Below are 24,682 nucleotides of genomic sequence, written 5' to 3' on the forward strand. Positions count from 1 at the left end.
GATCTTCTGGGTATGGCTGGGATGTATGAAGCCGGATGTGTTTCCCTTCCTCCCGGCGGCCCCTCCCTCACCATCGGCCACCCCTCCGCTTGGATGAAAGGACAGCAGCCGGCTTCGGAAACCATACGATTTCTCCTCTAGACCACCAGCCGCTTTTTCGAGGACTTACGCTGTATCCAAACCCTGTCCCACCGACCACGATCAACCCCAAGAAATCCTCCATCGCCGATGGAGGATTCTTGGGCCCTGCGCAAATGACCGAAGTCTTCTGCGCACCTTCATTCAGAGAATCAGGTCGTCCGACAGAGGTTCGACGCTACCAACTCGGAAATTCCGGGAAGTTTCTTTTCCACAGTCATGCACTGTCCAGACCAACCACCATGAACATGCATGAAAACAGAACAACCAACAAGCCGACACAGGCCCAGCTCCCCTGGTCCAAACATGTCATGTTGCAGCCGCCCCGGCGCGCAATGAAGTAGTAAAAGCAGACCCGACAGCGTAGCCAGGAAAGGAAGGAGCCCGCCACCGCCAGCCATACCTACATAACATGCGGCGAGGACACCGATCTGAGCCACCGCCGACAACGTGTGTACACCGTCAGAGACCCAAAAGCGCCCCTGACATGGGAAAACGTGCCCGAGGTGGGACTCGAACCGCATTCCAGCCCCGCCAACACTGGGAACTCCAGAGAACATAAGCAAACCGAGCCGATCCGGCCGATGTACGGCCCCATCCGAAGCCAAAACTGTGCGCAATGTACACACGCCCTTCCTGACAGATTTTGAACGCCACATAGCGACTGCCGCTCCCCATTTCGAGGGCGCGGCAGTCGCTCTGTGTCCGGGGTAAGAGGCCCTTAGGGATTTGATTTCAGGCCAGCCGGTGCATCTTCACGACGACGCCGGGCCCGATCGTCAACCTCATGCCGGAACCGACCCGCAGCGCGTTCTGCACCCAGCAGGGCGATCCCGTGCTCGTCCACACTGTATCCACCGTAAGCGTCTGATTGGTGATGACCGTTGCAGCCCTGGCCGCCGGCAACGGACCTGGTCCCCCTACCGATGCGGGAGTTCCCCACGCGCCACCACTGGGCGACAACCTGGCACGTTGCACTTGACTCGCAAGGACCATGGGCCGAGAGTGTCACGTGTGAGGCGTGAGGCCGTTCGGGAGTATTTGGCGAGTGCCCTGTGGGCGATGCCGACCTGCGCCGTCATGCTCGCGATTATCGCGGGGGCCGGACTCTCCGCGGTGCAGTTCGACGCAACGTCGCCCCTGGCTGTCCTCCTGTTCCAAGGGACGTCCGACGACGCTCGGAACCTGCTCATCGGGATCGCCAGCACGATGGTCACGGTCATCGCCGTCGTGCTGGGGCTCACCGTCGTGGCCCTGCAGCTCGCGTCCACGCAGTTCAGCCCGCGGCTGCTGCGGAACTTCCTGCGCGACATCCCCAACCAGGTTACGCTCAGCGCCTTCGTGGCCACGTTCGCGTACAGCACGGCGGGCCTCTACACCGTCGGTATCGCAGGCGGACAGCGCACCCAGGACTACCCGCGCCTCGCCGTGAGCGGCGCGCTGCTGCTGTTGTTCGTGAGCATGGTCATGCTCGTGTTCTTCGCCCACCATCTGGCCCATTCCATCCAGGTGGACCAAGTCATGAAGGGCGTCGAGAAAGCCACACTCACGGTGATCGAGCGCTCGTTCGTTCCGGGCGATCCCGGTATTCGCATGCCAAACCCGCCGCCCGGCGCCACAGCGTTGCTAGTACCGCAATCGGGATATGTCCAGGCCTTCCACGTCGAGGCATTCGTAGGGGTGCTCGCGAGCCGGGACCTCGCTGCCCGGATGGTGCCCATGGTCGGCCGGCACGTCATCGCCGGGTCCCCGCTCGCTTGGGTGTGGGGGAACACCGGTGAGAGCGAACATCCCCTTGCCCCCGGCGTCGGCGCTGAGTTGCGCCGGGCCCTCTCACAGAGCGTGCGGATCGGTTACGAACGGACGCTTGAGCAGGACGTCGCCTTCGGAATCCGGCAACTCGCCGACATCGCGTCCAAGGCGCTCTCGCCCGCCATCAACGACCCCTACACCGCGAACCAAGCGGTGGACCATCTCGGCTCGATCCTCGCGGCCCTCGCACTGCGGCAGCACGGCCCACAGGCCGTGGCGGACGCCCGGGGCACCGTCCGGCTGCACGTGCCGGCCCGCGATTTCGCCTATCTCGTGGATCTGGCCCTCGGACAAGTGCGGCGGTACGGCGCGAACGAGCCTCGCGTCGTCCGGGCCTTGCTACGCGTGTGCGGGGATCTCTTATGGTTCGGTGACGAAGCCCACCGCGCCGTCGTGCGGCACTACGTCGAGACGCTCCTGAGCGACGTGACCCGGCTCGTGGCCCAGCCCGCCGACCGCGAACCCCTCCTCGCGGAAGGCGGGGCACTGCTCAAGGCCTTCCACGCCTCGGGCGGCACAACGGACGCCAACTAGCTAGGACACCGAATAAGTTTGCCGCGAGGGCGGCGCGAGCCCCGGCCGCGATGCGCGGCCCCGGCGCCTCCCGAGGGCTCCAGGGGGTCCGGCGCCGCCGGGTTCTTTCTGTGAATGGCCGAGCACCGGTTGTCCACAGTGACGGGCCGGTTGGGCGGGGAGGCTGTGGCTTTTGGGTGAGTAGAGCGCCATGGACGCGAATGCGGGGCAGGTGTCCGCCTCTCGCTCTGGTTGGAGCGCCTGCAGGACTTACCGGGGTTGTTGGAAGAGTCGCGCGAGCCCGGTTTCTGAATCCGAGAGGGCGAGGATGACGTCACCGGCACGCAGTGTGGTATGGCCGCGGACCTGGATCAGTTGGCCATCTCTTCGGATCAGGCTAATCCAGCCCGACTCGCCCAGGGCCAGATCGGCAATAGTGGAGCCATCCGCGGGTGACCCTGGCTCAACGAGGTGCCGGTGCAGACCGCGGGGTTCGTCCGTGAACCGGAGGCCAATGCCCCAGGGTTCCGGGTCGCTGCGGCGCATCGGCACGTGCAGGGGGGCGGCGAGGTAGGGCACGAGTGTTCCTTGAACGATGACCGAGGTCAGGACGACGATGAAAATAATGGAGTAGATGCGCCACGCATCGGCCGGTCCGGCGCTGAGGATGAACATGCCCAGCAGGATCGGGACGGCTCCTTTGAGGCCGGTGAGCAGGATGAATGCGCGTTCGCCCCAGCGCAGCTGGACGGGTATTATGAGCAATCCGACAAGGGTGGGGCGGATGATGAGGATCAGCATGCCGGCGAGGGCCAGCCCGATCCCCAGCTCGCCGGATCGGAGGACATCTCGGAGCGAGACGGTGAGTCCGAGAACTGTGAACGCAACGATTTCGGCGAGGCTGGCGGTGGCGGCGCTGAAGCGTTCGATGTCGCGTTTGTAAGGGGCTCGTTGGTCGCCGATGATGATTCCTGCCAAAAACACGGCCAAAAACCCTGAACCGTGGAGCAAGGTCGTGGCGGCGTAGATGAACGCGACGGCTGCCATCGTTCCCACCGAGTGTAGGGCTTCGTTGGGCAGGACAACTTTGCGCATCAGTGCCAATAAGCCACGGCCGGCGAAGAAACCAATGAGCGCCCCGATCGCCATTTGGAGCATGAAGTCCGCCGTACCACTGGCCACAGCGTCGAGCCCGCCCCCGGTGGCGCCAAGCAGACTGATCATCAGGGCGATGCCAACAGGGTCGTTCGCCCCCGATTCACCCTCCAGGATCGTGCCGGTCCGGCCGGTGATTTCCCGCCCGCCCAGGATGGAGAACACCGCGGCGGGATCTGTCGGGGACAGGGCCGCGCCAATAAGCAGGGCCGCGCCCCAACCGAAACCAAAAAACACATGTGCGGCCAGGGCCAGGGCGGCGGCCGTGGCTGCGGTCCCGGCGACCCCGATCCACGCAATGGCCACGGCCGAGCGGCGGAACCGGCGCCAGCCGATGTGCATTCCACCATCGAAGAGGATGAACACCAAAGCCACGGTGACAATCCGTTCATCCACCGTCAGCGGGATTTCTCCCAGCACAGGGGCAACACCCGAGGCAAGGGCCGCAGCCAAGAGAAACACTGCCGGCGCCGGCACCCGGAGCCGGGCGCTGAGACGATGGGCCAGCACGGCGGCAAGAAGAGCTGCTGCGACCAAGACCATGACCATGCTAAACGCCTGGACGTCGATCACGAGTTGAATCCTACGCCGGAAACGAGCACCGGCAACTGAACCCGGACAAGGCCGCCTGGCGGGGGCCTTCGGAATGACCAGGCCTATGCTGAAGTCATGTCAGGGCCCGTTGAGGGGATTCCAACTGGGCTACGCCCGCCAATGGAAGTCGCATGGGCGAAGGCCGTAAAGGTCCTGCCGGCTGCGAATGTTTTGCCGGGGCAACTGTGCTTTGAACCCAAGTGGGTCGGTTACATTCACTGGACGCTATCAAGCGATCGTGTCAGCAAAGTCCCGTCGGACGTTGAGATATTCACCCCGTCATTCGTAGTCCGGTCCTCTCAACGCCGATGGGGCGGCACGGCCAGATGGGCCGCAGACCGGTGGCCCGTCTCACGGCTACCGGCATGTTTGACGTCCAACCTCTCGCAGACTCGCAAGGCAACCCCAAGTGGCACTGGATTTTCAAGGATCCTCTTCCCCAAGAGCGCCTGGCGCGTGGGGATCCCGGGTAACCCAAGGACGGAGACTCCGACGACCAGACCGCCCGGCTGATGACCTCCCGTGAAACGCAACGCCGCGTCCTATAGTGCCTCTCTGCCTGACATGGAGCGTTGGGCAACCGCTCGCCTGTTGTCAACCGCGCCGCTGCTGGTTGAAGACGCGTGGAATGAGAAGGTATGCGGCATGGGCCTGACCCACGCCGGTGTCATCGCCCTGGATGTCCTGGTCGCCGAGGGACCCATGACACAGACGATGCTCGCCCGGAACGTCCGTGTGCAGGCCCAGACAATTGGCAGACGCTGATGCGGCTCGAGGCCCACGGCCATGTCCGCCGCCAACGCAACCCGTAGGCAGGCGTGGCCGTGGACACCGGAACTATTTCACTAGTCATGCAGTAGCCCACGAGGACCACCATGAACATGCGTGAAACGAGAAGAACCACCAAGCCGATGCAGGCCAACTCCCCCGGTGCCAGACAAAGTCATGCTGCAACCGCACGGCGCGGCAATGAAGGAGTAAGAGCAAGCCGACACGCATCCGCGAAAGGAAGGAACCCGGTCACAGAAACCGCCACCCACAATTTCATACCGCGGCGAGGACACCGGTCCGAGCCACCGCGGACAGCACACCGCCATAGGGTGTGTACAGTGTACACACGGTCAGAGACCCAAAACAGTCCCTGACCTGCGGAAACACGCGTGCCCGAGGTGGGACTCGAACCGCATTTCAGCCCTTGGAAACACAGGGAACTCCAGAAAACTTCCGCAATCCGGCCCAATCCGACCGATGTACGACCCAGTACGACGCCATTCTTGTTGACAGTGTCAACAAGGCCTTCCCTGATAGATTTTGAACAGATTTGAACAAGACAAAGCGACTGCCGCACCCCAATTCGAGGGGCGCGGCAGTCGCTTTGTGTTCGGGTTTAGGGCCATTACGGATTGATTTCTCGGGGTCCCTCGTGGCGGCTCCCTTCCCCTTCCTGCGTCTCACGGGCGGAGGCGTGGGAAATGCATGGCCACATGTCAGAGCCGGCCGGGCAGCCGCTGCCAATCAGGGAATCACTGCCTGGCCACAAGATGGGCAGCGATAAGCTCGGCACTGCGCTGCAGCGACACATCACCGGCAGCGACCCCCACCACCAGGTCGAACCCCTCCTCGGTGCTGAAATCATGCTGATAACCGTTGATCCACAACAGCAGCACCATCAGCGTCCACGCAGTGCGCTTGTTCCCGTCCACCAAAGGATGGAACCGGGTCACCGATTCCAACAACGCTGCAGCCTTCAACGGCAACCCCTGATACGCCTCCGACCCCATGACCGTCGTCGCCGGCCGGGCCAGCGCCGAGGCCAGCAACCCCACATCCCGGATATGGAACCCGTACCGGTCAACAACCTGCAGGGCATCCTCAATGTCCAGGTAGGAAGTCACGCGTCCTCGAGGCGCTTGAGCAGCTCCGCGTCATGGCTCATCACGAACTCCAAACCCTCGCTGATCTCACGACGGCGCCCATACCGCTGCAGCACCAACTCCGCACCCTGCAACAACAGAGCAGACTTCGACGTATGTTCCTCGGCGGCCAACTGCTCCAAACGCCGATCAAGATCTTCGGGAACCCGCAAATTCATGGCCATAACGTCATGGTACCAAAGCAGTACCTGAGCGGCTCCTGCTCACAAGACTGCAAAGGCAATGCCGCGGGGCCGGGAGCGTCCTTTAATGACTCGGCGGCACGTATCGCACCAGACCCCACGCCAGGACCGCGACTTGTCGAGTCCGACATCGGCAGCGTCCTCCGCTAATCACTAACAGCAGCGTCTGCATTCTGATGACGCCATCTTCGCTGGGCGCGCCCTTCGCGCAACCAGGGCGCTGCGCGCCTGCCTCCCCACGAAAAATCCGCTCGGCGCTCCCCGTCGCTTATCTCCTCACGAATTTTTCGTGATCGGCCGGTCCCCGTTGCACTCCGGCCCCTCAGCCCAGCGGGGACTCCGCTACCAGAAAGTCCCCGTCAGTCCAATGACCGAAAGCATGCTCTCAGGGAACCGGGTTACAACCTGGCCCATGGGAAACCGGCCAAAACGTCAGGAAGCCGGATGGCCTCCCGTCACTCCCCTGGCTCGCATTGGCCGATGCTATCGCAAAGATCAATAGCTACGCCCACAGCGGCGGCGATGGAGTCGGAGCCTCCTGGTCCCCGTGAGCCGGCAGCATAGCCGACCAGGAAGGCTGTGACCGGTGCAGCAGCGTCGGTGATCGTGTCCGCTGACCGTCGAGCGAGCTCCAGCATCTCGTGATCGATGTGCAAATCGGGGATCTGCAGAGCTTGAGCGAGATCACGGCTCCACTTCTCCAAGGCTTGGATAGGGCTCCCTTTCTGAGGCCGCCTTAGGTGTGCAGCATGGCGGATTTCACGACCATACAGGTCAAAATCCGGCATGTCAGGGCTCTCCATTTTCGGCGCCATCCATGCAACGGCCGCGTTCCGAATCAGCTACAGGAGATGAGATGCGCGCCCGGGTCTCGCTCACGGACCGGGTCATCTCTCCCAACAGCCACTTCAAACGGCAGCCAGCGGGACGCGGAATTCGCTACGCAGGTGCTGGCCATTCGGTGTGAATCTTTTTACTGTGAGTGCGTGCGCGGGCGCATCGAAGCCGACTATCTGGTGGTCGGCGCTGGGACAGCGGGGATGGTCTTCACCGACCGGATCCTCGCGCATTCGGATGCCACGGTTGCGATCGTCGATCGCCGGCACGCACCCGGCGGACACTGGCAGGACGCATATCCGTTCGTTCGGCTGCACCAGCCCGCGAACCTCTACGGCGTCGAATCCGTGCCATTCGGAGCCAACAGGCGCGACGTCAGCGGCACGAACGCAGGCATGTACGAGTTGGCCGGCCCGAGCGAGATCTGCGCGCACTTCGAAGAGGCGATGACGCGGGTCTTCCTGCCGACCGGTCGTGTAGTCTACCTGCCCGAGTGCGAGTTCGTTGACGAGGGTCGGATCGTCTCCCGCCTAGACGGCCGCACCGTGCCCGTCACCGTGCGCCGCCGCGTGGTGGATGCGAGGTACCTCGAGGGCCGCATCCCCGCCACCTCCGCCCCGCCGTTCGCCGTGGCCGAGGGAGTCCGCTGCATCCCCACCGGTGGGCTCGCCCGACTCGCCCACCCGGCCGAACACTTCACGGTGATCGGCGCGGGAAAGACAGCCCTCGACACGTGTGTGTGGCTTCTCGAGCAGGGTGTGGACCCCGCCGACCTCACGTGGATCAAACCGCGCGAGGGATGGTGGCCGAATCGACGCTACCTGCAGCCGCACGACCTCGTCGTCGACCAGTACGTCGCAAACGCCGCACAGATCGAGGCCATGGCCCAAGCGACGACGGTTGACGATCTCTTCGCACGGCTCGACGAACAGGGAATCCTGCTGCGGGTCGATCCCGCGGTGCCGCCCACTATGTTCCACGGCGCGATCGTCGGAGAAGCCGAGATCGCCCTCCTCCGGCGAATCGAGGATGTCGTCCGCCTCGGTCACGTGCGTACTGTCGAGCGCGACCGCATCATCCTCGACGACGGTATTATCCCCACGACACGCGACACGCTGCACCTCCACTGCGCGGCGCCGGGGCTCGTCCGGCCGCCACTGCGCCCGATCTTCGAGCCTGGCCGCATCACCCTTCAGCCGATGTTCTGGGGCACCGTCTCGTTCCAGTACGCGATGCTTGGCGTCGTCGAAGCCGAACTCCACGACGACGACCAGAAGAACGAACTGTGCCGCCCGCTGCACCTCTGGGATCGGAATGTCGACTTCCTCATCGCCTACGCCGCGCTGATGGCGAACGCCCGGGCTCGCGGCCAGCATCCGGCCGTGTCCGCCTGGTCGCGCACGAGCCGGCTGTATCCTTTCGCCGAGCTGGAGCGTTACGCCGACGACCCACGCCTCCCCGAGGCTCGCGAGCGCAGCCGAGCCCATGCCGCCGGAGCGCTCTCCAACCTCCCCCGCCTCATCGCCTCGGCGTGACCCCGGCCATCCGCGGCCGGCGATCGCTGAGGGGCGGTGAGACTCGTGCTGCAGGCTCGAGACGAGACCGGCGGCTGCGGCTTCGTGCCCGATGGGGCGGGATCCTTGCGTTGTTGATGTGTGGTTAGTGGGCTTTGTATGCTCGCCGTCACCCAGGGGTGCCTTTCAGAGCAGAAGAGTCCCGGTCTTAAGGGGTAGGCATAAGGGGTAGGCAACTGGGACTCTTCTGCACGGCCCTTGCGGCGAATCTCCGCTCCTGCGAGTTTCACCGCGAAAGGCGTTCCCCTAGCCGTCCGCCACGAGGGTCGGATCTGGGCCGTCGTTGCCGAGCCGGTGCACTGGTTCGACCGCTGCGACTGGTGGAAAACCAGCCGCCGGGCGCCGGTCGGGTCCGGTGACCTGGTCAGCGTCGAGCACTGGCGCCTCCAGGTGCGCCTGGGCGCGTCGACGTCCGCCCGGCGGACGTTCCACCTGCGCCGGGACCCGCTCTCGGAACAGTGGCTGCTGGCCGGCGTAACGGACGGCTAAGACACCAGGCCCCGGCGTCACGGGCCCGTGAGGAAACAGCCCTGGGTCGCGGCGCACCCCAGACTAAGGACAAATGGAAGTCCTTCGGCGATTGTATGTAGTCAGCGACCGGGGCAAGCATGAACTGACGTGAAGGATCAAAAATAAGGGGTTCATGCTCCCGAAGGACGCGACCGTTCCTGCAGGGAAACCCCAAAGTCATGTCGTGCGGCCACAGAGCCGCCATGAACGAATGAAACCAAGCAAGCGATCAAAGAAAATCAAGGAATGGAGGAAGCTGGCCACACCAGGGCCAGGACAACCGAATAACACGGCCAGGACACCCTAGCGACACTTCACTCCCAGAAGTGTGGACAGTGTCCACACCGGCCGGGGGCCCAAAAACCGCCCAGCCTAAGGGAAAACGTGTGCCCAAGGTGGAACTCGAACCAGAATTCAGCCCCTGCAAATACAAGGAACTCCAGAAAACGTAAGCAATCCGGCCCAGTTCGACCGATGTACGACCCAGTCCGCCGCCGATTCCGTTAACATTGTCAACACCGCCCTTCCTGACAGATTTGAACAGATTTGAACAATGCAAAGCGACTGCCGCACCCCCTTTCAAGGGGCGCGGCAGTTGCCTTGTGTTCGAGGTGGGGCCTTCGAGATTTGATGACCGGAAATCGCTTAACCGGATACGGGGCGGTTGAGCGATGCCAGGTACAAGCCGGTCAGCCAGCGGTGATACTGACGCCTGCTCGGGGCGATTCGACGAGGTGACGGTTAGAGCTGGTCGATGTCGCCCCACGCCACTGCCCTGCCTATGGACATGCTGCTCAGGGACATATGTGAATGCAGCTTGGACTAGTGTGCAGCAGCGCCGGTCCTGCTGCCAGAGCCATACTGCCTAGCGTCGTGTGCATCCACACGACGAGTAACTGCAGGGAGCGGCGCCGGTCGCGGCTCACTGTTGGGAATCTGTTGAAGGACCCAGCCATGGCTGGCTGGAATACTGACACGGCGGCCGCTCCGGCCAGTGACAATACCCTGATTGAGGATCCGGCCTTCTGTCAGGAGCCGTAAGTGAGGCTCATCTGGGCCACTCGTGGGCGGACCTGGGGTTTCCGGTTTCTCCTTGACGGGGGGATTTCCCGGTCCGTTGCAGGAATACAATGCCGTCTTCTCTGGTATCGAGGACGAGCCGGAAGTCTGCCTCCGCGTCGGCGAGAAGGTTGCACTGCGTTTCCGGGATCCTTTGGGACGGAAAGACGCGGCCGGCAGCGTGATCCCCCACGAATTTCGTCGTCTTCGGACCCTTGGTCAATGTGATTAAAGTAGTCAAGGATGGTCTGCGGCTGGTCCGGCGCCAACCGAAGGCTTCCGGCGAATACGCACAGATATGGGAACTGCCCACACCGCCTCGGCTAACCAGCGGATGACTCGCGGTTTGGTGATGTACTCCGGATTCGTGCGGTTCGTGTTCGACCGCGGCCAGTGCGAGACGTCAGTACGAGAGCCGAAAGCTCAATCGTCCAGCCAACGTCCGTGGCGTCTCTGGCGCCTTGGACCATCGCGCGGCGGGCAGGCTCGATCTGAGTGATCCTCGGAGTCTCCGCACGGTTTTCCCGCCAAGTCGAGTAGTAGCTACGCGTGACATTCCTCGGGCACGGTGCGATAGTGACGTTCACGTTCGATAACTCCACGGGGAGCCAAGGGTGAAGAGACCGGCGCCTATTCACGTCACGTCGGACCGACGGCCTGAGAATCCAACATCCCCAAGCCGTCGTAAATGCGGGGGTTCGCAACCGATGAACCAAAGCGTGAAATCAAGCTCGCTGGCCCTCGAGCGCTTCTGCCCGCAAAGATTGTCGGCACCAGGTGGGATCCTGCAGCATGGCAACGAAACGTCGTCGCTCAAGTAGCGCCGTCGCCGGCGCCGGCGCGTGTGGCCCCATCCTCGCCCTCGTCGTGATCGGGCTCCTCATCCAGTACTGGTAGGTTCTCCTGATCGCTCTCGGCGTGGTTGCACTGACCGTGGCGCTCGTCCGCATCGCCAAAGCTCCGCCCAAGCCGGCCACTCCACCCAAGCCCAAGCCAGTCATGGACCCGCCCCGTCCGGCCCTCGTCAGCGACGATCTCGCGGCCCAGATGCGCGCCACCAAAAAGGTCCGCCACGTTCGGGACATGCAGGAGTGGGACTACGAGTGGATCCGGCTGAGCAACCCCGGGAAGAGCTGCCGGGAGCTCAATGAATCGCCAACGCCCATTTCGCGCGGGGACGGTCGATAGGCGTCAACGATGGGGACCCCTCCGCCTCCTGAGTCAGAGGCCCAAGCCTGACTAGCCTACGGAGCCGTTACCCCTGGGGCACGACGGCCGCGACGACCAGGAGCGCTACGAAGAACCCGCTCACGCCGCATACGGAAAGCACCAAGATGAACGCAGCGATCACGGCCAACGACCCCGCGTACTTACGTTTCAAGGAATCCCCTCTTGGAGTTTGGGTTACTTGGCTTGGCGCACGCGAATGCCTCCGACTAGAAGCCTCGATGCCACCTGGCACGGGTAGTGAGTATTTGTCTTTCCATGTCGGCTGCGCCGGAGTGACCTGCCGGTCCTGTGCATACCTTTCGCGGGGATGGTGTGACGCATTTGAAAAACGGAGCTGCCCGTTTGCCGGATTCCTTCAACCTCCCGAAACCCTTGGAACTGAGACACCATTGCTGCAGGATAGGGGTCGGGGCCATGCCTGGCTGCCGCACGTACAAGATGATTTGAAGAGGGCCTCGACGCTCTGGTGCGAGCTTGCCGGGCCGGCCTCCGAACCGACCATCACTCCCCTGCGCGCCTTGGACATCCTCGCCTGGTGCCTCGTTGGCGAGGCTACACCCCGAGAGAGGCGGCGCCGCGGCCTCCTCGGTAGCTGGGCAGCTGGACCGGTTGAATAGCGGGCCACGGGCCCAATACCCACCACTTCCAGCCGCTGCGATAAATGTCGGCGTTTCCACAGCGCAAAATGTCACCAGACGGCCGAGAGCCGACCCGTCGCACTGACGGGCAAACCGGTTTCGCAGAGCATTTCCGCGCAGGCGAAATCGGCGCCGAATGGTTCGGAGGATGTTAGCCGATCAAGGACCCCATGACTCCCTGATGCCGCACGCCCTAAGGTGGGTAGGTGCGGTTTACTAGGTCTACGCTTGAATCATTCCGTGGGCAGAGCCTGCCGGACCTCCTCGGCGAGTGCACGCGACTTCTCTTCGTCGGGATTAATCCCGGTCTGCGCGCCGTCGCGGTGCAGGCACACTTCGGCGGCGGCGGGAGCAACCGCTTCTACCCCGCCCTCTATCGAGCGGGCATTGTCGATCGGCGGATAGACGCGTCCGCGGGCTTCCTTCCTGGAGACCTTGCACATCTGCAGGAACGCGGCCTCGGCATCACCTCTCTCGTCGCGGGGGCGTCAGCGCGCGCCGAGGAACTCACGGCAAAGGAACTCGTCACTGGAGCCGAGGCGTTGTCCAAACGCGTCGAAGGCATCGCCCCCGCCGTGGTGGCCGTATTGGGAATCACCGCCTACCGCACGGCTTTTGCAGAGCCGCAAGCGAGGGTCGGACATCAGCCGCATCCGCTGGGAGGTGCCTCCGTATGGGTGGTCCCGAACCCGAGCGGCTTGAACAGGCATGCCAGCCTCGCTGACTTGGCAGACTCCTATCGCGAAGTCGCGCTGGCAGCCGGCATCGAACTCTTCTCAGCATCAGCCTGACTGGCACGCCTGCAGGTCTCAGCGTAGGTTCTCTTCGACGTCACAATTCATCGATGATGCCGTCGAGGACGATCCCGAGCCGCTCCGATGGCCCACCTGTTTTGACGAGAACGCTGAGCCCGATCACGGATGCGAGCAGCTGACTAGCGGCAGTTCCAGCATCCCGGTCTGCGCCAAATTCACCCGATTCTTGTCCCCGTGCGATTGCTCGCCGAAACACCGACTCGATACCTGTGAAGAGGCTGTCCGCGATGCGGGTCACTTCATCGTCTGCGGTGCCGAGTTCCACCTCGGCATTGACCATGACGCATCCTCGCTGGTGCTCGCCGACGCCCGCAAGGACAGTCATCGCTTCCCTGAGACGCGGCCGGATCGCCCCAGGCGCTGAGAACAGATCGGTCAGGTACTGGAGTCGTATCTCGCTGTATCGCTGAAGGGCACGCATGAACAGCGCGTGTTTGCTCTCAAACGTGTTGTAGAGACTTCCCTTGCCGATCCCCAGCTGACTTGCCAACTCCTGCGGCGTCGTTCGGGCATACCCCTGCTGCCAGAACAGGTCCATCGCCTTGTCGATAGCGGTGTCTGTCTCAAAACGCATCGGTCTACCCACGTGGAAAGAATACCGTGTACAGTTTTGTACCTCAAGGTCAATAACTGGCGCGGTGGTTCATCGTTCTGATCCCGCGGCCCCTCCCAGGAAGGCATTCCTTTGGCTGATCAGCTCTCCGTGACGCAAGCCGTCTCCGCAACGACTGCGCCCACTCGCGTCCCATTGAACACGCTCGCCATCCCACTGGGTTTGGCTGGCCTCGCGCAAGTTTGGTCCGTTGCAACTTCCGCGCTCGGCGTCGCGTTCCAACTCGGGCAAGCGTTCTGGGTAATCGCGACGATCGCATGGATCTGGACAATCGCGGTTCACGTGCATCGCGGTAGACGCGCCGACCAATCGATCTTCGATCAGCTCACCCACGCCACTCAGGGGCCACTTGCGGCTTTGCTTCCCATCGCCGCAATGCTGCTCGGAGCTGGCATTCACCAGAGCGTTCCACTTGCGGGGACCGCGCTGACGTTGATCTCGATTGCGTCCGCGGCGGCATTCGCGGCGTGGATTCTGAGGTTTTGGATGCGTGGGGAGCTGACCCTCGACTCCGTCCACGGTGGCTACTTCCTGCCGATCAGTGCGGCCGGCCTGGTCGGGGCGCTGACGGCCGCGGAGACCGGGCCTGTCTGGCTTGCCTTTGGAAGCTTCACGGTCGGTATCTCCTTCTGGCTGGTCTTTTCCGTGCTTTTCTTTCTCCGGCTTGCCCTGCGACCTGCCATGCCTGCCGCGCTCGTCCCAACACTTGCGATCATGATGGCCCCTCCAGCCGTCGCGGGGGCCGCGTGGCTCAAGATCTCCGACGGTCGAGCCGATTATGTGTTCCAAGGGTTGATCGTGATGACCGCGTTGATGGTGTTGATCCAAGTAATGCTCTTGCCCCGCTATGGCACACTGCCGTTCTCGCTCGGCCACTGGTCATTCACTTTCCCCGTAGCCAGCGTCGCCGCCTTGGCCATCACATGGTTGCACCTGTTCCAACCGATTGCCTGGCAGGCCATCACCATCGGAGTCCTCGCCGCTGTCACGCTCCTCGTCGTCGTCATCTCGACGAAATCGATCCTCCTGCTCATGGCGACGACCCGCGCGGCCAGGCAGCAATGACCAGATACCAGAAATAGCAACGCATCGCCGGACCTGAAGCACTCCCGCCTGTAGAGGGCTGAGCATCATCGGTTTATCAGAACGACACCCAAATCCAACGGCAACAGTTCGTGTAGGCAGGTGGGAAGCTCTTCAAAAGGACAATGGGTGACAGGCTTGGCGGTGCGTTCGGGCCGGCCCCTCTAACCGGCCCCACATGGCTGACGCAGCATCCAAGGGTGCAACGGTTCTGCACCATGTTGATCCGCAAGTCACACTACTCGCAGTACGGCCTTCCATCGCAGCCTCCGCTGCAGTCCCCCTCCACCACCAGGCTGTCGTCCAGCCCGGCCGAGCGCAACGCCGCGCTCCAGCCTTCGGCACGCGCCGCTGCATCAATCCAGTTCTGCGGGCCGGCGATCTGGCCGGCCCGCTGGTGCCCTACTCCATCAGATGCCCGACGGCAAGCTCCGCGCCCCGCTTCTGGTTCACCATGGCGGCGCTCACCGTCCCACTGCCCAGCGATCCCACGGCCACCACGGAGACACCGGGTTTCAACTCTGCGAGGGCCAAGAGGGTCTCGGATATGCGGCACGATCACCTACAATGCCGTCCACGGACTGATCGAGGAAATGCCGGATGGCATAGAAAACCGCCTGCGAAGGGCTGCAATGCTGACGAATTAGCCAGCATCTCGCGTGGCTTGCTCAACGCCCAGCAGTGTGTTGGCGGGACCGTACTGGGACAGCTCGCTGCCCAGCATCCCGTGCGACATCCGCGTGACTAAATTCCGGGCCGCCGTGTTACGCCGGTAGCCGAGCTCGCCTACGGCGGCCGCCACACGAGCGCGCGTGGCCTTGCTGACATTCGGATGATTGTTGATCACCCGAGACACCGTCTGGTGTGACACTCCCGCCGGTTCCGCCACATCCTCTAGACGGGGTGACCGCCTATTGATTTTCGTCATGGATCATGTGCGCGCTCACGTTCGGCTCTACGAATGTCAGGCCTCGGGTTTCTAGCGTTGGGCTCCACTAAAAACTAGATCCCGAATCGAGGCCCGTGGTTGAGCCACGAATGGAGAAAGGCCTCGGCCGCCATGAGCCACGACGTCGGCACCGAACCGACACGGTCGACCGGCCCGCCGGGCGCCACGGCCGACCGCTATGTGGCAACTGCCTGCGCAAGCCTTTCCTTGGGTAGGCCCACATCCGGTCCGTTAGTGAATACTCTTCGGCCCCCGGTCCAAGGATCTGTCTGGGCCGCGAGGAGTTCCTCCCGTCCCCCACAGAGCGCAGCCCATAGAGGCGAGACCAACCAGTCCCCTGACCGATCCGTCCGTACCTGTGGCGTGAACGGTCCTGCTCGTCGGGTGAGTGAATGCCCTAACAGGGCTGGCGACTATTACCATTTTCGGTCTGGTACCTGGGATCGGGTGTCGGTTACTTGATGCCCGTGTTGGCAATGCCGGTGACGATTTGCCGTTGGAAGAAGAGGAACAGAATGATCACGGGCAGAACAGTGACGACGCTCATGGCGATGATGAGGTTGAAAGGAACGGTTTCCTCGGCGGTGAACCGGGCAAGGGCAACCGGCAGGGTGTAGACAGCCTCGCTTTGAGCGACCACCAGGGGCCACAGGAAATCGTTCCACCGCCACATGATGGACAGGATGGCCACGACGGCAAGCGCCGGCCGGCACATCGGAAGCACGATCCGGAAAAATATGCGGAACTCCCCTGCCCCGTCTACTCGTGCAGCCTCTATTAGCTCATCGGGAATCGAGAGCATGTACTGCCGCAGTATGAACACGCCGGTTGGAGTGGCTGCTGCGGGGATGATGAGACCCCATAGGGTGTTGACCATTCCCAGGGACGCCACAACCTGATACACCGGGAGCAAGATGACCTGCAATGGAATCATAATTGTGGCGAGGGTCAGCAGGAACAGCCCGTTTTTCCCCCGGAAGTTGTACTTCGCCAGAGCATAGGCTGCCATGGAGTTGATCGCCAGGGTGAGCAACGTTGCGGCGAGGGTTACGATGACGCTGTTGGTCAGGTATGAGGGGAAATTGAACCGGGTCATAGCCTCCGTGTAATTGGAAAGCCCCCAGGACTCAGGCAACAGCGTCGGCGGGCGCTTGGAGAGTTCTGCCGGCGTCTTGAACGACCCGAGAACCAGCCACACGATGGGGATGAGGGCCAGCAGTGCTGACGTCACCAGGATGACTACCCTCAACGCATCTGTGGAGGTGACTTTCCTCCGCCCCGTGGACGTCCACGCCTTGGACGGGCCGATCTCGGGAGGGCTTTTGGTTATGGTGCTGTGGCTCATGCTGCCTCCCTTTTGCGGCCGATCATCCAATTGACGATGGTCAACGCGAATATTGCACAGAACAGCAGGACGCTGCCGGCTGATGCGACGCCGTACCGGATTGGCGAGACGAAGCCGTTTTCGTAAATGTACTGAACGATGAGTGTCGTTGCGCCCACGGGGCCGCCGCCTGTCAAGGTGTAGATGAAATCAAATGCTTGGAAGCCGTGAATTGTGGCAAGTACGACAACGACAAGGATGCTGGGCTGCAGCAACGGAAAGGTGAGGCTGATGAACTGCCGCCAGCGCGACGCACCATCGATTTTTGCAGCTTCATAGACCGACGGGTCGATACTTTGCAGACCGGCCAGAAGGATAAGCATGTAGAAACCCACCTGCATCCATGTTCCGACGCCAATGACGACGACCATAGCGAGGGCGTTATCCACCAACCACGGGACCTCCGGTATGCCGAAGGAGCCCAAGAAGGTGTTGATTAGGCCATTTTGACGCTCAAGCATCCAGTTCCACACCAGGCCGGCGACGACGGGCGAGATCAAGACGGGGACGAAGAACACGGACCGGAAGAAGGTCCGACCCCGGCGTTGCTGGTCAACAAGCACGGCCAGCATGACGCCCAGCACGACAGACAAAAGGACGAATGACAGAGCGTAAACGACCGTATTCCTGACGATGCCCCAAAAATCCTCGTCTGTGAGGATGCGCTGGTAGTTACCGGCGCCCTCCCACCGGAACGTGCGGCCGTTGGACGAGGAGTACATCGAGATGTTGAAGCCGTTGATGGCCGGCCATACGGTGAAGAGTCCGAAGATCGCCATGTTTGGCAGCAGGAAGAGATAGGGAACCAAGCGCATCTTCAGCGGCGCTTTGGGCTGCCGAAGGCGCGACGCGGCTTGTACTGCTGCCATTAGTGCAGTTCCTCCACGAGGGACTGCGTCTTCTTCTGCAGGTCTGACACCGCTGTCGAGAGATCCTTCTTTCCACCTACGACGTCGGAAACGGCGTTGACAAGCTCAGTAGCAGAACCAACAAAAGCGGGATCAGAGTTCGCCGCGTATCCAAGATCGGGAGTGCGGGCCAGGTCTTTCAGGAAGACGTTCATGTCTGCCTGACGGGCAGGATAGGCAACACCCTTTTCAGTCAGGTCTTTACGGGTGGGCAGGAAACCGCCTGCTTTGATGAATGTTTCCTGGTTTTCGGTCCTGTTCATGAACCGAATGAATTCCGCTGCCAGCGCCGGGTTCTTGCTTTGTTGGAGAGCAGCCATGTACTTGCCGCCCGGGAAGCCACCGCAGTTATCCGCACAGGGGTTAGGGGCGGCGGCCCACTCAAATTTGGCGTTCTTGGCGAACTGACCGACCTGCCAGTTGCCGGAGAGGTAGACGGGGGCATCCTGTGCGAGGAAAATTTCGTTGGCACCGGAGTAGCGGGATCCGGAGCCGAGCCAGAAGTCTCGGGGCATCCGGTTGTCACTCATCATGTCGATAAGGGGCGTCAGCGCCTTTTTGGCTTTTTCCGCATCCAGCGCGGACTTCCCGTTTGCGACCAATGCCGTGCCGTACTGGTTCAGGACCGTAGAGAGACGGTGTCCGGACTTATCCATGGCAAAGGCGTACTGTGAGCCCGTTGCCTTCTGCACCTTGGTGGCAGCGTCGATCATTTGCTCCCACGTCCACGGCTTCTCGGGATCGGGAAGGCTGACGCCTGCCTTCTTGAACATATCCAGGTTGACGAACGGGCCATTGAGAGTCAGGTCTGATGGGACGGCAAGCATCTTGCCGTCTTTGCCGGTTGCGCCGACCACGGGGCCGGGGAGGAATGCCTTGGCATAGTCTTCGCCAAGGTAGCCGCGCAGATCCAGGAGGTCGTCACGGAAGTCGGTCAAACCTGTCAGCCTGACTACGTCAGGAGCGTTCCCACCAGAGAGCCTGGCGTGGACCGAGGTCACCAGGTCCTTATAAGGCAGGGTTTCCAAGTTTACCTTGACTTTGTACTTCTCCTCGAACTTCGAGATAAGCTGGGCCGTCGCCTGTGCGTCCGGCCCATCCGTGAAGTAGACGTAGTTCAGGGTCTTACCCGCAAACTCTGCCGGGTCCACACTTTTCACAGCGGATGGCGCCGCTCCCGAGCCCTGGCCTTCGACCTGTCCCGGTGCACATGCGCCAAGCATGGCAACTGCGGTGAGTGCTGCCAGCAGACGTGCTGTTGTTCGAATTTTTTTAGCCACTTACATCCTCCTCGATGGTGGTCGCCCTGTGGGCGATGCTTTTTTAGGGGCGATACTTTGTTGGGGGGCGGCATCCTCCAAGCTGCCGTTGTTCTTTCCGCAGAATGGACGAGGCGCGTTATGTGAAGCACTCAAACCCGTAGTGCCGCGGCCTCGTCTCACTTTTCCGTCATGTCAGTACTTTTAGGGAATTGCAACAACGATAGGCAAGCGGTTGCCAAAAATTGCCATACATATTGTCCTTTCGGCAAGAATCGGCCACGGGGCGACGGGAGCTGATCACGTTATTCACTTGGCCCCCGTGAGCCTGGAGGCTTCACGTGCTAGGTGAGCCAGCTGCCGCCAACGTAGGCGACATTTGTCCGCGACAGGTAGGTTCGTCATCTGTTCCCAGTCGTCGTTTTCCATGGCTGCGCGCGGGTACCTAGGCGCGGCTCCAAGGCTCACCCCGCCCGTCGGGGAAAACAGCACCTCCGGGATGGGTTCTCCGATGGCGGCGAGGTACTCCGGGCCGTCTGCTGGGCCCGCGGGGAAAAACGGAGCGGCGCAGCACCCTTCCCCCGCTCCGCGACGCAGAAGAGCCCGTCCTGTGGCGCCAGCTGGCGTCCCACGGTGTCTGAACGCTGGGTGACGCCGATGATCCCCCAGCCGGAATCGCCGGTCGCGAGCATTGCTTCCAGTGAAAATGGCGGCGTGGGCGCGGGCAAACGCACCCAGGCCCAGGTGGACGATTCCGGGCTGCAGCTTCTCCCGCTGAAGCGCAGGTGTCCGGCCGGCAGCCGCGAGGGATAAATTGCTCAGGCGTTCGATGGCACTGTCCCTTCAACCAAAGTCCCGGCGGTGTGCGCCCGGGTCTGCTCAAAACTTGGAATGAAGTCCGTACCGCCCCTGCCGCCCACCACCAGGGACGATGCGGCAGCGCCGAACCGGGCCGCCGTCGGGAAGTCGTCGCCGAGCACCAGGCGGGCGGTCAGGGTGCCAACAAACGCGTCGCCGGCACCGGTCTGATCCACGACGGCAGGTGCCGGGATCGACGGCACCCAGGCTGACACGCCGCCGGCTTCAAGCTGGACGCCCTTGGCACCGCAGGTGACGGCAACATTCCAGGCACCTAGGCCGCGCAGTTTCGCGGCTGCCTCCACCGGCGTGGAGCAGCCCAACAACGCCGAGGTCTCGCTTGGGAAGGACGGGGTGACCAGGAAGGCACGGGGCGCCAGCTGCAGCAGTGCCGCCGTCGCTTCCTCCACCGAGGTAAGACGCGGGCGGAAGTTGGGATCGAACACGAAGCGTTTGGCGACGACAGCGGCCTTGAACACCGCCGCTCGGGACGACTCCGAAATGGCGCAGGCGATGCCGCCCGCCACTACGGCGCCTGCAGCAGCGAAAACTGCCGGGTCGACGTCGTCCGGGCCCAGGCTGGACCCGACGCTGCCGGTGCGGGCGTAGGAAAACTCGCGTTCGCCGTCGGGATCGCTGTGGACGAGGTAGACGCCCTGCTGGCCCTTGCGGAATTTCAGGAGAGCGGTGGAGATGCCCAATTCGGCGATCCGGGCGGCAATGGCCTGGCCGAGGTCGTCGTCGGTCAGCACGGAGAGCAGGCCGACCTGGGCACCCGAGGCGGCCGCAGCGGCGGCGACGTTCAGCGCGTCGCCCGAGATGCCCAAGTGCGCGGGCACACCGTGGCTGAAAGGCTGGTCGGTGGCTACCTCGACGAGGATCTCCCCCATCACCACCACATCGAAGTTGCTGTCGATGCTGTTCACCAGTCGTGCACCGACCCGTCGAGGCGGCGGTTGACGGGCAGGTATTTGGGGTCGAAGGGAAAGCGCGTGGCGGCCTCCTCGTTGAACTTCACACCGATGCCCGGTGCGTCCCCGGGGTGCATGTAGCCGTCCGTGAAGCTGTAGGAGGTGGTGAAGACCTCTCCAGCCGGATCGCGGTGGCCCATGTATTCCTGGACGCCGAAGTTGGGAATGGACGTGTCCACGTGCAACGCCGCGGCGAAGGACACCGGTGAGAGATCGCCGGCGCCGTGCGACCCGGAACGGACTCCATAGAGCTCGGCGAGGGAGAAGATTCGGCGCAGGTGGGTGATGCCGCCGCTGTGGGAGACGGAGGTCCGGATGTAGTCGATCAGCCGCTCGGTGATGAGCTGCTGGCAGTCCCAGATCGAATTGAATACCTCACCCACTGCGATCGGCGTGGTGGTGTGCTGGCGGATCAGCCGGAACGCGGACTGGTCCTCGGCCGGCGTCGGATCCTCGATCCAGAACGGCCGGTACTGCTCCAGCGAGGCGCCCAGCCGGCCGGCTTCGATGGGCGTCAGGCGGTGATGGACGTCGTGGAGTACGTGCACCCCGTAGCCAAATTGCTCACGGACGTGCGCCATCATCTTGGGCGCGAAGTCCAGGTAGGCCGTGGTTTCCCAGACGTCTTCCTGAGGAACGTTGCTGCTGGCCGGCTCGTAAAGCTTGCCGTCCACGGGCGCGATGCCGTAGGTCTTGTCCAGACCCGGGACGGCGGCCTGTGCCCGAATGGCCTTGTAACCAAGGTCCAGGTGGTGCTGGAAATCCGCGCTGAGGTCATCCAGGGTGGAGCCGCTCGCGTGCCCGTAAACCATAACGCCCTCGCGGGCTGCGCCGCCGAGCAGCTCGTACACCGGCATGCCGGCCGCCTTGCCCTTGATGTCCCAGAGCGCGACGTCCACCGCGGCGATCGCCGTCATGGTCACGGGGCCGCGGCGCCAGTACGCGCCCTTGTAGAAGTACTGCCACGTGTCCTCGATACGACGGGCGTCGCGGCCAACGAGGAGCGGACAGACATGCTCCGTGAGGTAGGCCGCGACGGCGAGCTCGCGGCCGTTCAGGGTGGCGTCGCCGATGCCGGTCAGCCCGTCCTCGGTTTCAATGACGAGTGTGACGTAGTTCCGTCCCGGCGAGGAGACGACAACCCGTGCGTCGGTGATCTTCACAGGGCAGTCCTACCTACTTCTGAGAGATATGGCTGAGGTTTGAAGGCAGGGTCAGGGAACGAGTCCCACCGGGCGCCACTGTGTCCGGGGTCGATCATCGAGCTTCCTGTCCCACGGCGGCGGCAGTGAGGTCGCGGGCGAGCATCTGCGCCTTGACACTGATTTCCGCGGCTTTGAAGGCGTGGGCCTGCGTCATCGCGGTCTCGGTGCGGTCCAGGCAGTCACGGATCAGTGCGCCGAAAAACGGGTACCCGACCCGACCTGTGGCGTTGATGTACTGTTCGCCGTCCTTGTTAACCAGGAACAGGTGGTCGGCGCCGTCGTCGGCGGCGATGTTGATGTACTTTCGCAATTCGATGAAGCCGTCGGTGCCGAGGATGATTGTGCGTCCATCACCCCACGTGCGCAAGCCGTCCGGGGTGAACCAGTCAACGCGGACAAAACCGGTAGTCCCGTTGTTCATGACGATGTGCGCGTCACCGAAATCTTCGAACGCGGGGTATTCGGAATGTGCGTAATTGGCGACGGTTGCGCTGACGACTTCGGCGTCAGAGGCCCCCGTGAAGTACAGCATCTGCTCAAAGTTGTGGCTGCCGATGTCGCAAAGGATTCCTCCGAACTGATCCTTGTCATAGAACCAGTCTGGTCGGGAGCCGGGGGCGCCGATCCGGTGAGGGCCGAGGCTAGTGACTTGCAGAACGGTTCCGATGGCGCCCCGCTCAATGAGCTGCCCGGCGAGGACGGCGGCTTCGACGTGGATGCGCTCGGAGTAGTACACCGCATATTTCCGCCCGGTCCTGTCTGTGGCTTCACGGACCGCCTCGAGCTGCTCGAGCGTGGTCAAGGGTGCTTTGTCGGTGAAGTAGTCTTTTCCGGCATCGATGACGCGCAGTCCGATCGCAGCGCGTTCGGAGGTAACTGCAGCGCTGGCGATCAGCCGGACGTCCGGGTCGGTGAGGATCTCGGCCTCACTAGCTGCGACCTGGACATCGGGGAACTTTGCCCGGAAGGCGGCAACTTTGGCTGGATCGTCGCCGTAAACCGACTTCAGCGTGCCTCCGGCGCCGAGCAGACCTTCGGTCATTGCGTAAATGTGTCCGTGGTCCAGGTGTGCAGCCGCGAAAATGAATTCTCCGGGTTTGACGACGGGTTGGGGCATGGGCGCGGGCGCGTACGTGGCGCCGTCGGAGCTGGGCATCTTGAAACTTTCTCTTGTTCGGTCAGTCGGAGACTGTGCTTGTTGCGGCGCCCACGATGATGTCGCCGGCGAGTTCCCTTACGGACTCTCGTTTTTCGTAAAAGTGCGGGGCCCGTTGGAGAAGACCGCCCGCCCGGTAGTAGGGGTCGTCCGCGCGTAGCGGCAGGTCGACGACTTCGTGCTCGATGCCGGCTTTGTAGATCGCAGTGACGATCTCGATGGCGTTGCGACCGTCGATACCGTCTGCGGTGGGTGCGTGTCCGGCCCGGATGGCCGCCATTACGTCCCCGATCTGCCCGGCGTGGCCTTGATGAGCAAGCGGGACATGCGCGCTGGCCAGCGCGTTCAGTTCGTCGACAAGTGCGGGGTTGCCGCCTTCACGGGGGAATCCGTTGGGCTGGGATACTTCCGCGGTGACGCGCCATGGCTGTGAGATGCGCGCGTGTTCAGCCTGGATAACGATTTCCTGCTCCTCGCCGTGGTGCACGACAGAGCTGGTCAGCTGCGCCAGCCCTCGTCCGTACTTGAGGATCGCAACGGAGAGATCCTCAACCTCGGCGTTGTCGTGTTGCGCATTGGCGATCATTGCGACGGCCTGGCTGGGCTTTCCCATCAGCCACAAGGTCAGATCAATGTGGTGAATGGCATGGTTGAGCGTGCACCCGCCGCCCTCCGATTCCCACGTTCCGCGCCACCACAAGTCGTAGTACGGCAGGCCACGCCACCAGGCGGAGTCGATGCGCATATGCGACACGGAACCGATCATTCCTGACTCGACCGCTTCCTTGAGGATGGCCATATCGTCGCGGAAGCGGTTTTGCGCGACCACGGACAAGACCTTGCCTGACCGCTTCTGCGCGGCGAGCATCGCGTCGCATTCTTCGAGGGACGGTGCCATAGGCTTTTCGACCAGTACATTGACGCCCGCGTCCAACCCCGCAATAGAGAGTTCGGCATGGCTGCTGGGCGGCGTGGCAATGCTGATCAGGTCGACCCCGCCGGCAGCGATGAGTTCTGCCGGGTCATCGTAGGTGGCCGCGTCAATCAAGCCGAACGCTTCGGCCTTGCTCGCCGCCTTCCCGGGATGGATGTCCGCCAAGGCGACTATTTGGCACTCGTCAGGGAACTCCAGATACCCGCGAATGTGGGCATCCGCGATTCCTCCCGTGCCGATGATTCCAATTTTGAGCATTCGCTCGTCTCTCTCTCCATGAAGCAAGAAGGGTGGAGGGGGCCAGAGATGCCAAGGGGACCCCAGGTTACGTTAGGTGGCCGTGTTAGCGGAGGCTTTCACGTCCGCGATCA

General features: G+C 62.7%; 21 protein-coding genes and 1 pseudogene. 8 read left to right on the forward strand and 14 right to left on the reverse strand.

Annotated elements, in window-relative coordinates; all coding sequences use genetic code 11:
* The first annotated feature begins 1,152 nt into the window (after positions 1–1,152).
* Positions 1,153–2,484: a DUF2254 domain-containing protein gene (locus tag LD110_RS03300; protein WP_225496316.1), complete on the forward strand. Its 1,332-nt coding sequence runs from the start codon at positions 1,153–1,155 to the stop codon at positions 2,482–2,484.
* Positions 2,485–2,733: 249 nt separating this feature from the next.
* Here the strand turns inward: LD110_RS03300 and LD110_RS03305 are convergent, their stop codons facing one another.
* A complete protein-coding gene (locus tag LD110_RS03305; RefSeq protein ID WP_225496318.1) occupies positions 2,734–4,191 on the reverse strand; it encodes a cation:proton antiporter in 1,458 nt (485 codons plus the stop codon).
* Positions 4,192–4,734: 543 nt separating this feature from the next.
* On the opposite strand from LD110_RS03305, the gene LD110_RS03310 reads away from it, so the two are divergent.
* Positions 4,735–4,977 (forward strand): hypothetical protein, encoded by a 243-nt coding sequence (locus LD110_RS03310; protein ID WP_308012396.1) that lies wholly within the window; start codon positions 4,735–4,737, stop codon positions 4,975–4,977.
* A gap of 758 nt (positions 4,978–5,735) precedes the next feature.
* Here LD110_RS03310 and LD110_RS03315 read toward each other — a convergent pair.
* The 3 genes from LD110_RS03315 to LD110_RS03325 all read right to left on the reverse strand — a co-directional run bounded on the left by LD110_RS03315 (position 5,736) and on the right by LD110_RS03325 (position 7,116).
* Positions 5,736–6,107 (reverse strand): type II toxin-antitoxin system death-on-curing family toxin, encoded by a 372-nt coding sequence (locus tag LD110_RS03315; protein ID WP_225496320.1) that lies wholly within the window; start codon positions 6,105–6,107, stop codon positions 5,736–5,738.
* Positions 6,104–6,310 carry a ribbon-helix-helix protein, CopG family gene (locus tag LD110_RS03320; RefSeq protein WP_225496322.1) on the reverse strand — a complete coding sequence of 69 codons (207 nt, stop codon included), beginning with the start codon at positions 6,308–6,310 and terminating at the stop codon, positions 6,104–6,106. The genes LD110_RS03315 and LD110_RS03320 overlap by 4 nt, the downstream gene beginning before the upstream one ends.
* 473 nt (positions 6,311–6,783) lie before the next feature.
* Positions 6,784–7,116 (reverse strand): DUF6457 domain-containing protein, encoded by a 333-nt coding sequence (locus LD110_RS03325; protein WP_225496323.1) that lies wholly within the window; start codon positions 7,114–7,116, stop codon positions 6,784–6,786.
* Between the two features lie 198 nt (positions 7,117–7,314).
* On the opposite strand from LD110_RS03325, the gene LD110_RS03330 reads away from it, so the two are divergent.
* The 3 genes from LD110_RS03330 to LD110_RS03340 all read left to right on the forward strand — a co-directional run bounded on the left by LD110_RS03330 (position 7,315) and on the right by LD110_RS03340 (position 11,496).
* Positions 7,315–8,700, forward strand: coding sequence for an NAD(P)-binding protein (locus LD110_RS03330; RefSeq protein ID WP_225496324.1), 1,386 nt, complete (start codon positions 7,315–7,317; stop codon positions 8,698–8,700).
* A gap of 237 nt (positions 8,701–8,937) precedes the next feature.
* The gene (locus LD110_RS03335; protein ID WP_225496325.1) at positions 8,938–9,228 is read left to right on the forward strand and encodes a hypothetical protein; all 291 of its coding nucleotides are present in this window, start codon (positions 8,938–8,940) and stop codon (positions 9,226–9,228) included.
* Positions 9,229–11,226: 1,998 nt separating this feature from the next.
* The gene (locus LD110_RS03340) at positions 11,227–11,496 is read left to right on the forward strand and encodes a hypothetical protein (protein ID WP_225496326.1); all 270 of its coding nucleotides are present in this window, start codon (positions 11,227–11,229) and stop codon (positions 11,494–11,496) included.
* A 67-nt stretch (positions 11,497–11,563) separates the two neighbouring features.
* Here LD110_RS03340 and LD110_RS23570 read toward each other — a convergent pair whose 3' ends face one another.
* Positions 11,564–11,689 (reverse strand): hypothetical protein, encoded by a 126-nt coding sequence (locus LD110_RS23570; RefSeq protein WP_263854827.1) that lies wholly within the window; start codon positions 11,687–11,689, stop codon positions 11,564–11,566.
* A gap of 693 nt (positions 11,690–12,382) precedes the next feature.
* On the opposite strand from LD110_RS23570, the gene LD110_RS03345 reads away from it, so the two are divergent.
* Entirely contained in the window at positions 12,383–12,967 is a 585-nt protein-coding gene (locus LD110_RS03345) for a mismatch-specific DNA-glycosylase (RefSeq protein ID WP_225496327.1), read from the forward strand.
* Between the two features lie 40 nt (positions 12,968–13,007).
* Here LD110_RS03345 and LD110_RS03350 read toward each other — a convergent pair whose 3' ends face one another.
* On the reverse strand, positions 13,008–13,577 hold the full coding sequence (locus LD110_RS03350; RefSeq protein ID WP_225496328.1) for a TetR/AcrR family transcriptional regulator: 570 nt from the start codon (positions 13,575–13,577) through the stop codon (positions 13,008–13,010).
* 99 nt (positions 13,578–13,676) lie between these two features.
* Between LD110_RS03350 and LD110_RS03355 the strand changes: the two genes are divergently transcribed.
* A complete protein-coding gene (locus tag LD110_RS03355; protein ID WP_225496329.1) occupies positions 13,677–14,669 on the forward strand; it encodes a transporter in 993 nt (330 codons plus the stop codon).
* A 283-nt stretch (positions 14,670–14,952) separates the two neighbouring features.
* Here LD110_RS03355 and LD110_RS24015 read toward each other — a convergent pair.
* The 4 genes and pseudogenes from LD110_RS24015 to LD110_RS03375 form a co-directional block, all read right to left on the reverse strand.
* Positions 14,953–15,615 (reverse strand): annotated as a pseudogene (locus LD110_RS24015) (LacI family DNA-binding transcriptional regulator); the annotation flags it as partial.
* Between the two features lie 475 nt (positions 15,616–16,090).
* A complete protein-coding gene (locus LD110_RS03365) occupies positions 16,091–16,981 on the reverse strand; it encodes a carbohydrate ABC transporter permease (RefSeq protein ID WP_225496331.1) in 891 nt (296 codons plus the stop codon).
* On the reverse strand, positions 16,978–17,889 hold the full coding sequence (locus LD110_RS03370; RefSeq protein ID WP_225496333.1) for a carbohydrate ABC transporter permease: 912 nt from the start codon (positions 17,887–17,889) through the stop codon (positions 16,978–16,980). The genes LD110_RS03365 and LD110_RS03370 overlap by 4 nt, the downstream gene beginning before the upstream one ends.
* Positions 17,889–19,208 carry a sugar ABC transporter substrate-binding protein gene (locus tag LD110_RS03375; RefSeq protein ID WP_225496334.1) on the reverse strand — a complete coding sequence of 440 codons (1,320 nt, stop codon included), beginning with the start codon at positions 19,206–19,208 and terminating at the stop codon, positions 17,889–17,891. Before LD110_RS03375 ends, LD110_RS03370 begins: the two co-directional genes overlap by 1 nt.
* A 612-nt stretch (positions 19,209–19,820) precedes the next feature.
* On the opposite strand from LD110_RS03375, the gene LD110_RS23835 reads away from it, so the two are divergent.
* Entirely contained in the window at positions 19,821–20,000 is a 180-nt protein-coding gene (locus LD110_RS23835) for a hypothetical protein (RefSeq protein ID WP_308012398.1), read from the forward strand.
* A gap of 5 nt (positions 20,001–20,005) precedes the next feature.
* Here the strand turns inward: LD110_RS23835 and LD110_RS03385 are convergent, their stop codons facing one another.
* The 4 genes from LD110_RS03385 to LD110_RS03400 all read right to left on the reverse strand — a co-directional run bounded on the left by LD110_RS03385 (position 20,006) and on the right by LD110_RS03400 (position 24,569).
* Positions 20,006–20,935 carry a PfkB family carbohydrate kinase gene (locus tag LD110_RS03385; protein ID WP_263854921.1) on the reverse strand — a complete coding sequence of 310 codons (930 nt, stop codon included), beginning with the start codon at positions 20,933–20,935 and terminating at the stop codon, positions 20,006–20,008.
* Between the two features lie 32 nt (positions 20,936–20,967).
* Complete coding sequence (gene manD, locus LD110_RS03390) at positions 20,968–22,179, reverse strand: D-mannonate dehydratase ManD (RefSeq protein ID WP_225496338.1); 1,212 nt, start codon at positions 22,177–22,179, stop codon at positions 20,968–20,970.
* A 94-nt stretch (positions 22,180–22,273) separates the two neighbouring features.
* On the reverse strand, positions 22,274–23,377 hold the full coding sequence (locus LD110_RS03395) for a Gfo/Idh/MocA family protein (RefSeq protein WP_225496340.1): 1,104 nt from the start codon (positions 23,375–23,377) through the stop codon (positions 22,274–22,276).
* Between the two features lie 22 nt (positions 23,378–23,399).
* On the reverse strand, positions 23,400–24,569 hold the full coding sequence (locus LD110_RS03400) for a Gfo/Idh/MocA family protein (RefSeq protein WP_225496342.1): 1,170 nt from the start codon (positions 24,567–24,569) through the stop codon (positions 23,400–23,402).
* Positions 24,570–24,682 lie beyond the last annotated feature (113 nt).

This window comes from Arthrobacter sp. M4, assembly GCF_020251205.1.
GTDB lineage: Bacteria > Actinomycetota > Actinomycetes > Actinomycetales > Micrococcaceae > Arthrobacter.

Bases quoted from the DNA above. Each gene is read 5' to 3' on its own strand.
- LD110_RS03320 (WP_225496322.1), bottom strand. From the start codon at position 6,310: ATGGCCATGAATTTGCGGGTTCCCGAAGATCTTGATCGGCGTTTGGAG.
- LD110_RS03325 (WP_225496323.1), bottom strand. From the start codon at position 7,116: ATGCCGGATTTTGACCTGTATGGTCGTGAAATCCGCCATGCTGCACAC.
- LD110_RS03365 (WP_225496331.1), bottom strand. From the start codon at position 16,981: ATGAGCCACAGCACCATAACCAAAAGCCCTCCCGAGATCGGCCCGTCC.
- LD110_RS03370 (WP_225496333.1), bottom strand. From the start codon at position 17,889: ATGGCAGCAGTACAAGCCGCGTCGCGCCTTCGGCAGCCCAAAGCGCCG.
- LD110_RS03385 (WP_263854921.1), bottom strand. From the start codon at position 20,935: ATGGGGGAGATCCTCGTCGAGGTAGCCACCGACCAGCCTTTCAGCCAC.
- LD110_RS03395 (WP_225496340.1), bottom strand. From the start codon at position 23,377: ATGCCCAGCTCCGACGGCGCCACGTACGCGCCCGCGCCCATGCCCCAA.
- LD110_RS03400 (WP_225496342.1), bottom strand. From the start codon at position 24,569: ATGCTCAAAATTGGAATCATCGGCACGGGAGGAATCGCGGATGCCCAC.